Source organism: Streptomyces kryoterrae (assembly GCF_054072135.1).
Genome location: NZ_CM133358.1, coordinates 3,919,299 through 3,932,213 on the forward strand (window position 1 = coordinate 3,919,299; position 12,915 = coordinate 3,932,213).

At 71.4% G+C, this 12,915-nt stretch carries 16 protein-coding genes; 2 read left to right on the forward strand and 14 right to left on the reverse strand.

Going from position 1 to position 12,915, the window contains the following annotated elements; genetic code table 11:
• Window positions 1–2: 2 nt before the first annotated feature.
• From ACW4TU_RS16615 to pstC, 3 genes are all read right to left on the reverse strand, one after another.
• The gene (locus tag ACW4TU_RS16615) at window positions 3–1,715 is read right to left on the reverse strand and encodes a phosphate ABC transporter substrate-binding protein PstS (protein WP_457428596.1); all 1,713 of its coding nucleotides are present in this window, start codon (window positions 1,713–1,715) and stop codon (window positions 3–5) included.
• Between the two features lie 62 nt (window positions 1,716–1,777).
• Window positions 1,778–3,085 (reverse strand): phosphate ABC transporter permease PstA, encoded by a 1,308-nt coding sequence (gene pstA, locus ACW4TU_RS16620; RefSeq protein WP_457428597.1) that lies wholly within the window; start codon window positions 3,083–3,085, stop codon window positions 1,778–1,780.
• A 1-nt stretch (window position 3,086) separates the two neighbouring features.
• Window positions 3,087–4,106 carry a phosphate ABC transporter permease subunit PstC gene (gene pstC / locus ACW4TU_RS16625; RefSeq protein ID WP_457428598.1) on the reverse strand — a complete coding sequence of 340 codons (1,020 nt, stop codon included), beginning with the start codon at window positions 4,104–4,106 and terminating at the stop codon, window positions 3,087–3,089.
• Window positions 4,107–4,356: 250 nt separating this feature from the next.
• Between pstC and ACW4TU_RS16630 the strand changes: the two genes are divergently transcribed.
• The gene (locus tag ACW4TU_RS16630) at window positions 4,357–6,036 is read left to right on the forward strand and encodes a hypothetical protein (RefSeq protein WP_457428599.1); all 1,680 of its coding nucleotides are present in this window, start codon (window positions 4,357–4,359) and stop codon (window positions 6,034–6,036) included.
• Window positions 6,037–6,200: 164 nt separating this feature from the next.
• Here the strand turns inward: ACW4TU_RS16630 and ACW4TU_RS16635 are convergent, their stop codons facing one another.
• The 8 genes from ACW4TU_RS16635 to tsaB all read right to left on the reverse strand — a co-directional run bounded on the left by ACW4TU_RS16635 (window position 6,201) and on the right by tsaB (window position 10,110).
• Window positions 6,201–6,431, reverse strand: coding sequence for a hypothetical protein (locus tag ACW4TU_RS16635; RefSeq protein ID WP_457428600.1), 231 nt, complete (start codon window positions 6,429–6,431; stop codon window positions 6,201–6,203).
• A 79-nt stretch (window positions 6,432–6,510) separates the two neighbouring features.
• On the reverse strand, window positions 6,511–6,708 hold the full coding sequence (locus ACW4TU_RS16640) for a hypothetical protein (protein WP_457428601.1): 198 nt from the start codon (window positions 6,706–6,708) through the stop codon (window positions 6,511–6,513).
• Between the two features lie 35 nt (window positions 6,709–6,743).
• Window positions 6,744–7,031, reverse strand: a complete 288-nt coding sequence (locus ACW4TU_RS16645) for a hypothetical protein (protein ID WP_457428602.1) — start codon at window positions 7,029–7,031, stop codon at window positions 6,744–6,746.
• Window positions 7,010–7,297 carry a hypothetical protein gene (locus ACW4TU_RS16650; RefSeq protein WP_457428603.1) on the reverse strand — a complete coding sequence of 96 codons (288 nt, stop codon included), beginning with the start codon at window positions 7,295–7,297 and terminating at the stop codon, window positions 7,010–7,012. The genes ACW4TU_RS16645 and ACW4TU_RS16650 overlap by 22 nt, the downstream gene beginning before the upstream one ends.
• Window positions 7,298–7,498: 201 nt before the next feature.
• Window positions 7,499–7,753 (reverse strand): hypothetical protein, encoded by a 255-nt coding sequence (locus ACW4TU_RS16655; protein WP_457428604.1) that lies wholly within the window; start codon window positions 7,751–7,753, stop codon window positions 7,499–7,501.
• The gene (tsaD, locus tag ACW4TU_RS16660; protein WP_457428605.1) at window positions 7,750–8,850 is read right to left on the reverse strand and encodes a tRNA (adenosine(37)-N6)-threonylcarbamoyltransferase complex transferase subunit TsaD; all 1,101 of its coding nucleotides are present in this window, start codon (window positions 8,848–8,850) and stop codon (window positions 7,750–7,752) included. The genes ACW4TU_RS16655 and tsaD overlap by 4 nt, the downstream gene beginning before the upstream one ends.
• Window positions 8,843–9,433, reverse strand: coding sequence for a ribosomal protein S18-alanine N-acetyltransferase (gene rimI / locus ACW4TU_RS16665; RefSeq protein WP_457430157.1), 591 nt, complete (start codon window positions 9,431–9,433; stop codon window positions 8,843–8,845). The genes tsaD and rimI overlap by 8 nt, the downstream gene beginning before the upstream one ends.
• A gap of 20 nt (window positions 9,434–9,453) precedes the next feature.
• Window positions 9,454–10,110: a tRNA (adenosine(37)-N6)-threonylcarbamoyltransferase complex dimerization subunit type 1 TsaB gene (gene tsaB / locus ACW4TU_RS16670; RefSeq protein WP_457428606.1), complete on the reverse strand. Its 657-nt coding sequence runs from the start codon at window positions 10,108–10,110 to the stop codon at window positions 9,454–9,456.
• A 110-nt stretch (window positions 10,111–10,220) separates the two neighbouring features.
• Here tsaB and ACW4TU_RS16675 point away from each other — a divergent pair, with 110 nt between their 5' ends.
• A complete protein-coding gene (locus ACW4TU_RS16675) occupies window positions 10,221–10,775 on the forward strand; it encodes a hypothetical protein (RefSeq protein WP_457428607.1) in 555 nt (184 codons plus the stop codon).
• A 5-nt stretch (window positions 10,776–10,780) separates the two neighbouring features.
• On the opposite strand, the gene ACW4TU_RS16680 is transcribed toward ACW4TU_RS16675, so the two are convergent.
• The 3 genes from ACW4TU_RS16680 to ACW4TU_RS16690 form a co-directional block, all read right to left on the reverse strand.
• Window positions 10,781–10,948: a hypothetical protein gene (locus tag ACW4TU_RS16680; protein ID WP_457428608.1), complete on the reverse strand. Its 168-nt coding sequence runs from the start codon at window positions 10,946–10,948 to the stop codon at window positions 10,781–10,783.
• Window positions 10,949–11,079: 131 nt separating this feature from the next.
• Complete coding sequence (gene tsaE, locus ACW4TU_RS16685; RefSeq protein WP_457428609.1) at window positions 11,080–11,631, reverse strand: tRNA (adenosine(37)-N6)-threonylcarbamoyltransferase complex ATPase subunit type 1 TsaE; 552 nt, start codon at window positions 11,629–11,631, stop codon at window positions 11,080–11,082.
• Entirely contained in the window at window positions 11,594–12,853 is a 1,260-nt protein-coding gene (locus tag ACW4TU_RS16690) for an alpha/beta fold hydrolase (RefSeq protein ID WP_457428610.1), read from the reverse strand. The genes tsaE and ACW4TU_RS16690 overlap by 38 nt, the downstream gene beginning before the upstream one ends.
• Window positions 12,854–12,915: the final 62 nt, after the last annotated feature.

A 12,915-nucleotide genomic window follows, 5' to 3' on the forward strand; every position in this document is an offset into this window, starting at 1 on the left:
CCTCATCGCGAGTTCCCGTCCGTGGTGTCGCCGCCGGTGCCGTTGCCGCCGCGTGCGCCGAGCGCCCGTGCGACGACGGACGGCAGCAGGACGAGCCCGAGGATGAGCAGCGCCGCGAGCACCATCAGGGTCTGGGTGCCGGTCCAGCCGCCGCGTCCGGCCACGGCGACCGGCTGGGCCAGGGCGATCGTGCCGTCGACGGCGGTGCCGCCGCCCGAGCCGGTGGCGCCGCCTCCGGAGGACGCGGACAGCACCTGCCCCGTGTCCGGGTCGACGGCCGGCTTCCCGTCGCCGCCCGCGCCCCCGCTCGCCGCCGCGCCGCCCGCCGCGCCTCCGCCGCTCGCCGAGCCGCCGGTGGTCCCCCCGGACGCGGTGCCCCCGGACGCCGCGGCGCCGGTCGTGCCCCCGGACGTCGTACCGCCGGAGCTTCCCGAACCACCCGAACCACCGCTCCCGGAGGCCGGCTTGGCGCCGCCGCTGCCCGTGGTGCAGGGCGCGGCGCCCTTCTTGTCGCAGGCGGCCGGGTAAGGGGCGGTCTCGGCGAGCCTGTTGCGGCCGTCGGCGCTGAAGGTGGGGTTGTTGCAGCCCTTGATGTTGATGTTCTGCGTCTTCACGCCGGGGATCCGCCGGATCTGGTCGAAGCCCGCCTGCACCAGGTTGATCGGCAGCGGCGAGTAGCCGAGCTTGGGCGCCTGTTGCTGGCCCTGGCACATGAAGTAGTAGGAGAACGCGCCGAGCGTCTTGCCCTTGTCCTTGGTGAACGTGCCCTGCACCTTCAGCGGCAGGATCATGTACGAGTAGCTGGACAGCGGGTAGTTGCGCTTGTCGGCGTCGTTGTAGACGCCTTCGAGCTTCTGGGTGAGGTAGTCGGCGGAGGCCTTGTTGGTGTTGATCCTCGCCTTGAGCAGCGAGACGGCGACGTTCTTCGGCGTCGGCTCGGTGTAGTAGCCCGCGTGGTTGAGGACCTTGGCGACCGGATAGCCCTCGTTGATGGCGTACGAGTAGTTGACGTACCCGATCGCGCCCTCGCCGTAGTTCTGGGCGACGTACCCCGCCACGCCCGGGTCACCGGACTGGGCGATCATGCCGGCGACGGTCGGGTAGTACGAGGTCTGCCCGCAGGCGCCCGAGCGGCCGACGCGGGCGCAGTAGGCCTTCCACAGCGACGCGTGCTGGTTGGCCATCCACATCGTGAACTGGGCGGTGGAGCCCGAGCCGTCGGAGCGGACGACGGGGACGACGGCGCGGTGCGGGAGTTGGAGCCCCGGGTTGTCGGCCTTGACCACCGGGTCGTCCCAGTACTTCACGACGCCGGTGAAGATCTTGGTGACCACGTCTCCGGAGAGGCGGAGGTTGGTGACCTTCCTGCCGTTGACCGTCAGGTGGTACATGAAGGAGGTGCCGCCGGCCACGATCGGCATGTAGGCGTAGCTGCCGGAGGAGGGGCGCTCGGCTGCCGAGCCGTCGGTCGGGTTGGTCTGGAACGGGATGTCCGAGACCGCGAAGTCCACCGTGCCGCTGAGGAACTGGCGGCGGCCGTCGGAGGAGCCGCTGCCGGCGTAACTGATCCGCATGCCGTACTGGTTGACGGCCTTGCGCCACTGTTCGATGGCGTTCTCCGCCCAGGTCGAACCGGCCCCGGCGACCGGGGTGTAGCTCTCGGCCGCGGCGGGCGCCGCGAGCGGGCCGGCCAGCAGCACGGCGATCGCTGTCATGACCCCGCCCAGGGTTGCCAGCGCCCGGAGGCGGCGGAGAGGGGCGGTCAGGTGGCTGGGCATCAGTCGGTCTCTCCGGGTGCGGGGGCGGCGGGCGCGGCGGTGTCGTGCGGCTGAGCGGCGGAGGCGTCCTCGAACAGCGACAGCCCGGGCACGGACTCGGGTGCGGGCGTGTGGAGTTCGTCGAAGCGGGCGACGTCACGGCGGGAGGCGCGGGCGGTACCGCGGGCCTGGCGGCGGGTCTGGTGGCCGGGGCCGCGTCCGCCGATCACCCGGGCGATCACGAAGAGCACCAGCACCATGGTCATGAGCACGGCCGCCGCGCCGAAGCCGCGGGCGATCATCTCCGGCTGCGGTGACTTGACGAAGTTGAAGACGGCCAGCGGCAGGGACACCATCGGCCCGGCGGTCGGGTCGGCGTTGAGCGCCGCCGTGAAACCGGCGGTCAGCAGCACGGGCGAGGTCTCGCCGATGCCGCGCGCGGTGCCGAGGATGACGGCGGTGGCGAGCCCGGAGCGGGCGGTGGGCAGGACGACGTGCCACACCGTGCGCCAGCGCGGCGCGCCGAGCGCCTCCGCCGCCTCGGTGAGGGTGCCCGGTACGAGCCGCAGCACCACGTCCGAGGCCCGGATCACGATCGGCAGCATCATCACGCTGATCGCGAACCCGGCCGCGAGGCCCGACTTCTGCATGCCGAGGCCGAGGATCCAGACGGCGTACACCATCAGGCCGGCCACGATCGACGGCAGCGCGGTCATCGCCTCGACGATGGTGCGGACGAAGCGGGAGAAGCGCCCCGGGATCTGGTTGAGGTAGACGGCACAGGCCAGTCCGAGCGGCACGGTGATCGTCAGCGCGATGGAGATCATGATCAGCGTGCCGACCATCGCGTGGGCGATGCCGCCGTTGGTCAACGGGTCGAGCGGGCCCGCCGCCTGCATGTCCTGGGTGAAGAAGTTGGCGTGCGGCAGGGCGTCCTTGCCGCGCCAGGCCGTGAACCCGACGACGAGGGCGAGGGCGGTGAACAGCAGCGAGGCCGCCGTCCACAGCACGACCGTCATCACCCGGTCGCGTACGGCCTGTCCGTCCTCCTCGAACCCGGTCAGCACCGCGTAGACGGCGAGGAAGACCAGATAGGCGGTGACGGCGAAGCCCAACGTTCCGGAGAACGGGGCGAGTTCACCGAACAGCAGGACCGTGACACACAGCGCGGAGGCGGCGGCACCGGCCAGCGACAGCACGGCGGAGCGGCTGACGCCACCGATACGGCGGGGCTGTTCGGGGGGAGACACGGTTTCCGGCGCGGGGGGCCCGGTGAGCGCATCGCCCTCGGCGGAGGTCTTTTCTGGTTCTACGGCTACGACGGTCATCTCAGGCCTCGCTCTGGGCACCGGAGCGGGAGCGGGCCGCGACGGAGGAGGCGGTGAAGTTGACCGCCAGGGTGAGCAGGAACAGCGCCAGGCCCGCCGCCATCAGCGCCGACATCCCGAACTCGGAGGAGTCTCCGTAGTGCAGGGCGATCAGTGAGGAGACCGAGTTCGAGCCGGTCTGCAGGATGTGCGGCTGGATGGTGAAGACCGGCGAGATGATCAGGTAGACCGCGATGGTCTCGCCGAGCGCCCGGCCGAGCCCCAGCATCGTTCCGCCGATGATGCCGCCCTTGCCGTACGGCAGGACGACCGAGCGGATCATCCCCCACCGGGTGGCGCCGAGCGCGTAGGCGCCCTCCCGCTCGCCCGCCGGGGCCTGGGAGAAGACCTCGCGCATCACCGAGCACTGGATCGGCGCGACCATGAGCGCGACGACGATCCCGGCGACGAAGGTGGACGCGGTGTACACGCTGTCGGAGGCGAGCGGATCGCCCGGCTGGACGCCGTCCACCGTGAACAGCGGTATCCAGCCGAACCAGTCGGACAGCCAGCGTGACAGCCCGATCACATGCTGCTGCAGGAAGAACAGCCCCCACAGCCCGTACACCACCGACGGTACGGCGGCCATCAGGTCGACCATGCTCACGAGGGTGCGGCGCAGCCCGCGCGGGGCCACGTCGGAGATGAAGAGCGCCGTCCCGACGGCCAGCGGTACGGAGATGGCCACCGCGACGAGGGCGATCAGCAGGGTGCCGGTGAGTACGGCGGCGATGCCGAAGTTGTGAACGTCCGGCTGCCAGGCGGCAGTTGTGAGGAACGCCGGGCCCCGGGCGCGCAGGGCCTGTCCCGCCCTCAGCAACAGGAACAGCCCGACGGCCGCCATGATGGCGAGGACCACGACCCCGGTGGCCGTCAACTGGATCCGGAAGACCCGGTCACCGAACCCCCTGGCGGTGGACAACCGCCGAGGCACGGGTCTGTCGGACTCCGGTCTGCCGGAACCCACCTGCGTGGACACCACGTACGCCCCTCAAGAAACGAAAACGACTCTCCCCACGCGGCGCTGAAGGCACCGTGCGAGGAGAGTCAATGGCCGGATCCTGACGTCCCGACGCGCCAGATGTGGACATCAAGTGAACGAGCCATGTCAACCTGGTGGGTCAACTGTGGAGACACCCCCCGGCATCCCGCGTTCATGGAACATCTGTACGGTGTGGCTCTCAGTGATCCGGAGTGGCCGAAACCGCTCCCTTTCCTACGGAGTCGCCACGGTGCGGACTTCCCTGCGTGCGGCCACAGCTCTGGGCTTGATCCTTCTCCTCTCCGCCTCGACCGCCGGGCCCGCCCTGGCCGACGACGGCCCGTCCGGTACCGGCATCGTCAGTGACGTGAGCGTCGTCGAGCAGCCGGACTCGGTCACCGGGGCCCAGGAGGCCCAGGCCGCCTCGGGTGCCTACCGGGGTGATGTCCTCGTCCGCTTCACGCCGGTGGCCGACCCGGGCTTCCACTTCGAGGCCGGTATCGGCAAGGCGGCGTTCACCACACGTGCCGGCTCGGTCAGCTACACCGGAGTGCCCATCTCCTCCCTCGGCACGGGCTACTTCAGGCTGGACACACGGGATCTGCCGGACGGCCCGAACACCCTGGACGTGAGGATCACCGAAACCCCGGACGGCACGAATTCCGGGGGCATGTACCGGAGCGTGACCGGCACCGTCGGCCTCAGGGTCGCCAATCCGTCGGCGGTGTTCACCTCTCCGCGGTCGCACGCGCTCGTGTGGGGGGCCACCACGTACGGCGTGGACGCCCAGGCGGCGACCGGCGGCCCCGCGATCGACCACGTCGCCTTCTACGAGACGGCCCTGTTCACCAGGACCAACAAGCCCCGCGCCACGGACGGCAGCGCTCCTTACACGTACACCAGCACGTACTCGACCATGGCCTACCGCCCGCTCGTCCAAGCCGTGGTCGTCGACAAGGACGGCTACCGCTCGGCCCCGGTGTCGCTGTCGGTCACGGCCACCCCCGGCCCGACCGTGAAGGCCACCACGGTCACGCCGAAACTCGCTTACGGCGGCGCCGACCCGATGTCCGTCGAGTGGACGGCCGCCGTGCCGTACGGCTGGAACAGGACCGGGTACACCGAGGTGTGGCTGACCAAGGAGGAGGTCGCGATCGACGGCACGACCGTGCGGTCCTACGCCGACAACGACCTTCCGTTCTCCCCGCTCCAGGCGCGGAGCGAGGGCCACTACACCAGCACCAGTTGGGGCGACGGCCTCTCCACCTCGGGCTGGTCGCTGGGTACGCACACCGTCACCGTCACGGTCACCGACAGCACGGGGGCGGTCACCACCGCCTCCGTGAAGCCGGTCGTGACCGCCGACAAGCTGACCGCGAGCGCCCTGGGCAGTGTGGTGCTCGGGCAGAAGGTGACGGTGTCCGGCCTGCTCACCACGGGCACGGAGAACCCGCTGCCGTTCCGTACCGTCTCGCTTCAGGCCCGGCCGGCCGGCAGCACCTTGTGGACGACGGTGGTCACCGGCACGACGGACGGCGACGGCGTCATCGCGCTGACCACCAGGCCGGCCCGCAACGAGAGCCTGCGCCTGGTCGCCGCGGCCGGGACCGAACCGGCTTCGGCCGCCCTCAAGGTGTCGGTGTCACCGAAGGTGACGCTGAAGGCATCCGCCACCGCCGTCAAGCGCGGCGCCACCGTCAGGTTCAGCGGCACCGTCACCTCGAAGGAGACCGGCGCCGCGGTGAAGCTTCAGGTGTACCGCAACGGCACCTGGACGACCCTCACCTCCAAGCCCCAGTCCGGCACGGGCCAAGTCACCTTCACCGTCACCGAGAGGACGAGGGGCACCTTCACCTACCGCCTGCTCACCACGGCGACGACCGCCTTCGCCGCTGCCCACAGCCCCTCGCTGAAGATCACCGTGAGCTGACCGCTCCAACCCCACCGGCATCCCGCCCGGGTCACGGCTCATCGGCCGCACCCGGGCGGATCGCGTGCCGGTCGCCGGGAGGCGGACCTCGTCATCACCGCAGGCCTCTGGCGCATCCTCACCGGTCTCCGGACCGGCCCGTCCGACCGCGGAAAGCTCCCGCCTCAGCCGGCCCGTTCCTCCCCCGTGGCGAAGAACCTGCGCACGTGGTCGTCCGGCGGGAGCCCGCTCTCCCGCATCAGGGAGAACGCCTCGGCACCTTCCCCCGGGGAGTCGACCATGGCGTACGCCTCGGCGAAGTCCGTGTACTCGACGCCGTCCAGGCCCTCGCAGTACGCGGCGGCCTCCGCCTCTCCAAGGGCGATCGCCTCGCCCAGGGACCGGGCGACCCACAAGGTCGCCCTCTCCTCGTACACCTCCAGGTGCCGGTGACGGAAAACGCACCGGACGCCGTACCAGGAGGGTTCGTTCGTGTCACTCCTGGCCGTTTCCTCTGCCGTCGTCCCCGAGCCGCCTCCGCGCCGGGAGCCCGGCCACGTACCGCTGGGCGATCGTCGCGCAGACCAGGGCGAGGGGCAGCGAGGCCAGTCTCCAGCCGTCGGGCAACAGCCAGGCCGAGAGCGTGCCGAAGACGATCAGGGTGGCGATCGGAGCGGCTCGGTCACGACGCACGGAGACACCTCTGCCGCCGCGGACCACCGGGCCGGTCACCGGTCGGTCCGCCAGGGCCCGGCGTACACCAGGGCCGCGATCAGGACACAGACGAACGCCGGGCCGAGGAGCAGGTCGTCCCACAGGAGACGGTGGCTGCTCGGGATACGGTCCGCGATGGCGAGGGCGAGCCCGACACCGAACAAAATGTTCGACCACGCGCCCCTCCTGCGCCGGCTCTCCGGCAGGCCTGCCGGCATTCGGCGGCCCAGGAGTTGGAGTACGCCTCCCCCGATGAGAACCGCGGCGAGGGCGAACCCGATCACGTGCGAGACGACTTCCACAAATTTCCCCTCCTCCCCTTCTCACTCCCACTGCCATCGCGCTTCTTCCTCCGCATGACGCCGATCGTCCGGCCGGCCATGAGGAGACTGGCGACCAGGGCGAACGGCCAGATCCAGACGGGTGCGTCAGGAACGGAGAAGGGAGTGAGTCCCGCCAGGACCGACAAGGCGGCCCAGAGGACGAGCCGCCCCCAGAGGAGCGCCCAGGGGTTGGTCTGGCGGGCGTGGACGAGGCGCCCGCGCATCGAGTCCGGCGCGATGGTCACGCTTGATCATCCGGGTCGGGACAGACCCGGGCGGGGATCACCTCAACAGCGCCCCCGGGAAACCCAAAGCGAACTCAAAGGGGATGCCCGGGCGGGCAGAGCCGACCCACCGAAACACCCTATTTGCCCATGTCATCCAGGAGATCGGCCCTCATCCGGGCAAAGCCGGAGTTGCCTAATCCTTGACGGGAGATGGGGACATCACTCACCCACCACCTCAAACCGCCATCGATGCACCGCCCGTGTCACCAACCCCGCCCCCGGCTCCGGAAGTTCGGGCAATGCCGCGTCATACTCCGCGTCCCACCACGTGATGACGAGCACGCGGTCCTGCGGAGCCCGGAGCGTCTCCCGGCGCAGGGGTTCCGTCGGCAGCTCCTGCGCCCGTGCCCAGGCGAGGAGTTCACCCCCACGCCCCTCGACGGCCCGCGCCTCCCACATCAACGCGACCGTCACGCGTACAGGTTCCCCTCGCTCGCCCGATGCACATGACCGTGCGAATGGCCCGGCACATGCGGGTCGGTCACCGGCAGCGAGGAGTCCGCCGACAGGTCCCAGTCGGAGGGGGCCCGGTTGCGGGCGACCATCTCGGCGCCCAGGGCGGCCACCATCGCGCCGTTGTCCGTGCACAACTTGGGCCGGGGCACCCGGAGTTGGATACCGGCCGCCTCGCAGCGCTCCCGGGCGAGCGCCCGCAGCCGCGAGTTGGCGGCGACGCCTCCGCCGATCATCAGGTGGTCGACGCCCTCGTCCTTGCAGGCCCGCACCGCCTTCCGGGTCAGCACGTCCACCACCGCCTCCTGGAAGGAGGCAGACACGTCACGCACCGGCACCTCCTCCCCCGCCGCCCGCTTCGCCTCGATCCAGCGGGCCACGGCCGTCTTGAGCCCGGAGAAGGAGAAGTCGTACGCCGGATCACGCGGCCCGGTCAGCCCGCGTGGGAACGCGATGGCCTTCGGGTCGCCCTCGCGCGCGTACCGGTCGATGACCGGGCCGCCGGGGAAGCCCAGGTTCAGCACCCGCGCGATCTTGTCGAAGGCCTCGCCGGCCGCGTCGTCGATGGTCGCGCCCAGGGGCCGTACGTCGGAGGTGATGTCCGAGGAGAGCAGGAGCGAGGAGTGGCCGCCGCTGACCAGCAGGGCCATCGTCGGCTCGGGCAGCGGGCCGTGCTCCAGCTGGTCGACACAGATGTGGGAGGCGAGATGGTTCACGCCGTACAGCGGCTTGCCCAGCGCGTAGGCGTACGCCTTCGCCGCCGAGACCCCGACCAGCAGGGCGCCCGCGAGCCCGGGACCGGCGGTGACGGCGATGCCGTCGAGGTCCTTCGGGCTCACCCCCGCTTCCTTCAGCGCCCGCTCGATGGTCGGCACCATCGCCTCCAGGTGCGCGCGCGAGGCCACCTCGGGCACGACACCCCCGAACCGGGCGTGCTCGTCGACGCTGGACGCGATGGCGTCCGCGAGGAGCGTGGTCCCCCGGACGACGCCCACGCCGGTCTCGTCACAGGAGGTCTCGATGCCGAGGACGAGCGGCACGTCCTTGGAGTCAGCCATTGCTCTCGGTTCCTTGTACGTCGATGTGCTGTACGTCGGTGTGCTGTACGTCTGTCCGCAGGTCTTCCCGCACGTCGGTCTCTCGCGTCGGCAGCGCTGCCGACGGGTCGCGCAGCCGCATCACCAGGGCGTCGATGTTCCCCGGCTGGTAGTAGCCGCGCCGGAACCCGATGGGCTCGAAGCCGAACCTCTCGTACAGCTTCTGCGCGCGCACGTTGTCCACCCGGCACTCCAGCATGACCTCGGTGCACTCGAACGCGGTCGCCGCCCGCAGCAGCTCGGTGAGCAGCACGGCACCGAGGCCGGTGCCCCAGCACTCGCGGGCGACGGCGATCGTCTGTACGTCGGCCCCCGTGGCGGAGGCACTGTCGGATTCGGTACCGGCGACGGCGAGCCCCCCGTACCCGATGATCCGTCTGCCGCCCCCCTCCACGCGCTCGTCCTCGGCGACGAAGTACCGCCGGGTCGCCCGCGGTCCCCGCGCGTGGGCCAGGTCGGACCAGAACATGCCCCGGGACCAGGCGTCCTCGGGGAAGAGGTCCTTCTCCAGCTCCAGCACGGGCTCGATGTCCCACCAGCGCATCTCGCGCAGCACGGCAGTCGTCACTTGGGGGTGACCACCTTGTAGTTCTTGGGGACCTGGGCGTCGGGTCGGCGCAGGTAGAGGGGCCGGGCGGCCGGGAGTTCGACGCCCGCCGCCAGCCGTTCGGCGGCCAGGGAGGCGAGGGCCGCCGCACAGACGTGCTCGGGGGCGTGCGCGTCCGGGAAGGTGTCCGGGTAGAGCAGGGCGCCCGCGCCGACGGCCGGCAGGCCCGCGACCTGGTCGGCGATGTCCGCCGGCCGGTCGACGGACGGCTCCGTCACCCTCGTACGGGAGTCGCTGTAGCGGGCCCAGTAGACCTCCTTGCGGCGGGCGTCGGTCGCCACGACGAAGGGGCCGTCCTCGACGTCGGCGGCGTACGCGAGGCCGTCCAGCGTGCAGACGCCGTGTACGGGGACGCCGAGGGCGAATCCGAAGGTGTCGGCGGTCATCAGGCCGACGCGCAGCCCGGTGTAGGGGCCGGGGCCGATGCCGACGACGACGCCGGTGACGGCGTCGAGGCCCGTGCCCGCCTCGGCGAGGATCCGGTCGACGGCGGGCAGCAGCAGTTCCCCGTGCCGGCGCGCGTCGACCTGGCTCGACGCGGCGACGACGGCCGTCCCGTCGTGCAGGGCGACCGTGACGGCCGGGGTGGCGGTATCCAGAGCGAGCAAGAGCACGCGAACAGCCTACGGCGCCCGCGCCCCGCGCACGGCCGCTCCGGTCGGCGGTACGGCTGCTGCTACCGTCACCGCAAAACGGGACGTACGAGACGAAGAGGTGAGCGCTGGTGACCAGGAGCGGCTCGGGATTCGTGGCCGGGCTCACCGCGGCGGCCCTCGCCACGGTCGGTTTCCTCGCCTACCAGGCCTCGGCGAACGCCCCGCTGCGCCCGGGCGCCGAGCGCACATCCCCCTCGGCGCCGGTGACGGCCTCGAAGGTCCCCCGGGACACCCGGCACCCGGGCGCCCTGCCGCCCGGGTCCGGGGCGGGCAGGCGGGTCGTGTACTCCCTGGACGACGACCGGGTGTGGCTGGTCGGCGACAACGGCGGGGTGCGCCGCTCGTTCCCCGTCGCGCCGGGGTCGGTCGACCCGGCGCCGGGCAGTTATCAGGTCACGTCCCGCTCGAACTCGATCACGGGAACCGACGGCACCCCGATCGAGCACGTCGTGCGGTTCACCTGCGTGGACGGCGTGGGCATCGGCTTCAGCGCGGCGTTGGACGGCTCGGCTCCACGGCAGGACCCGGAGGCGCGCACGGGCGGCATCCGGGAGACCCGGCCGGACGGGGACGCGATGTGGGAGTTCGCGACGATCGGCGAGAAGGTCGTCGTGATCCGCTGAGCGCGCTACGCGGCCTTCGACCGCTGCCGGACGGGCGCCTCGGGCGGGCACGGAGGCGTCGAGATCGCGCGGGCGGCGGCACAGGAAGCCAGCAGATCACGCATGGACACCCCGGGGACCGCGTAGGGCTTCGGCTTGCGCGTGCCGGTACTCGGGCTCTCTGCAGCCGACATGGACGCCTCCTGAAGTTCGGGGGCGGACGTAGTTAGGTAACCCTAACCACGAACTGGGTACCATGTGACCACGCGCGAGACGCCGAACGCAATATCTTGCCGACGGATTGTCGGAACATTCACGCGATCGTTCACGCGAACTTTCCTACGGCGCTCAGGTCAACCGTCGCCCACCGCTCCCCCACCCCCGTGAGGGTGACGTGCCGCACCTCGTCCGTGGTGTCCCCTGCGGCGCGGTGGATGAGGAGATGGAGCCGGTCGTCGGTCAGCTCCTCGACCTTGCCCTCGCCCCACTCCACGACGACGACGGACTCGGGCAGCGAGACGTCGAGATCAAGGTCCTCCATGTCGTCGAGACCGCCGGCCAGCCGGTACGCGTCCACGTGGACGAGCGGCGGGCCGTCGCCGAGGGAGGGGTGGACGCGGGCGATCACGAAGGTCGGCGAGGTGACCGCGCCCCGGACCCCGAGCCCCTCGCCGAGCCCGCGCGTCAGCGTCGTCTTGCCCGCGCCCAGCTCACCGGTGAGCATCACCAGGTCGCCGGCCCGTAGCTGCTCGGCGAGCCGACGGCCCAACTCCCGCATCTCCTCGGGCGAGTGGACGGTGAGCTCGGCGGACGAGGCGGGCGTCGGGCGCGCGGGGGACTCAGCCGGGGTGTCCTGCGCTGCTGCTGGTGCTTCCATAACCGGAAACCGTAGCCCCTGCCGGCACGGCACCCGCGCGGGTGAGCAGGTCGGCGAGCCGGTCGGTGACCGCCTCCGGGTGCTCCAGCATCACCAGGTGCCCGGCGTCCGGCACGAGGACCAGTTCGGCGTCCGGCAGCAGGTCGGCGATGGCCTCGCTGTGCTCGCTGGGCGTGACGAGGTCGCCGACCCCGGCCAGCACCAGCACGGGCAGGTCCTTGAAGTGGCCGAGGGCCTCGGTCTTGTCGTGCTCGGTGAAGGCCGGGTAGAACTCGGCGACGACATCGATGGGCGTGCTCTCGATCATCCGCTCGGCGAACCGGGCGACGGCGGGATCGATGTCCCGCGACGAGAACGAGTACCGCTTGATGATGCCGGCGAAGAGATCGGTGGTGGCCCGCCGCCCCCGCTCCACCCACTCGGCCTGCTGCCCCAGCGCCTTCAGTACGCCGGGCAGCACCCGCCGGACGGCGTTCACGCCCGCGACGGGCAGCCCGAAGTTGACCTCGCCGAGCCGCCCGGACGACGTACCGACAAAGGCGACCGCGACGACCCGCTCCCGGACCACGTCCGGGAACTGGTCGGCGAAGGCCATGACGGTCATCCCGCCCATCGAGTGCCCGACGAGCACGATCGGCCCCTCGGGCACGGCGGCGTCGAGGACGGCTTTCAGGTCCCGTCCGAGCTGGTCGATGGAGAGGGCCACCCCCTCGTGCTGGGCGACTCCGCGCCCGGACCGTCCATGGCTGCGCTGGTCCCAGTACACGCTGCGGACGACCCCGCGCAGGGCGGCCCGCTGGAAGTGCCAGGAGTCCTGGCTGAGGCAGTAGCCGTGGCTGAAGACGACGGTGACGGGGGCCGGGGCCTTGCGCCCGAAGAGCCGACGCCGGCGCGGAGTGAGGGACGGCGCGGTCGCCGGGTCGACGTCGTCGACCTCGTAGTACAGCTCGGTGCCGTCATCGGCGTACGCCTTGCCCGGGGTGCCGCGCAGCGCGCCGTACGGGCCCGTCGAGTCGAGCGCCATCCGCGCCCGCTGGCGGATACCGCGCCCCACGGTGAGCCGCTCGACGGCGACCCCCGCGGCGGCACCGGCGGCCACCACCCCTATGGCGACGCCCGCGATACCGGTCGCCCGGCGCCACCCCCCGCCCGTCGCCCCCGCGGCGGAGGCCACGACCGCCGTGGCGGCGCTCGCGAGGACCTCCGCACTGCTCTCGCTCACGTACCGCTCCTTGCTGGAATTACCACTGAAGGCTGGAACTGCCACTAAGGCTGGAACCACCA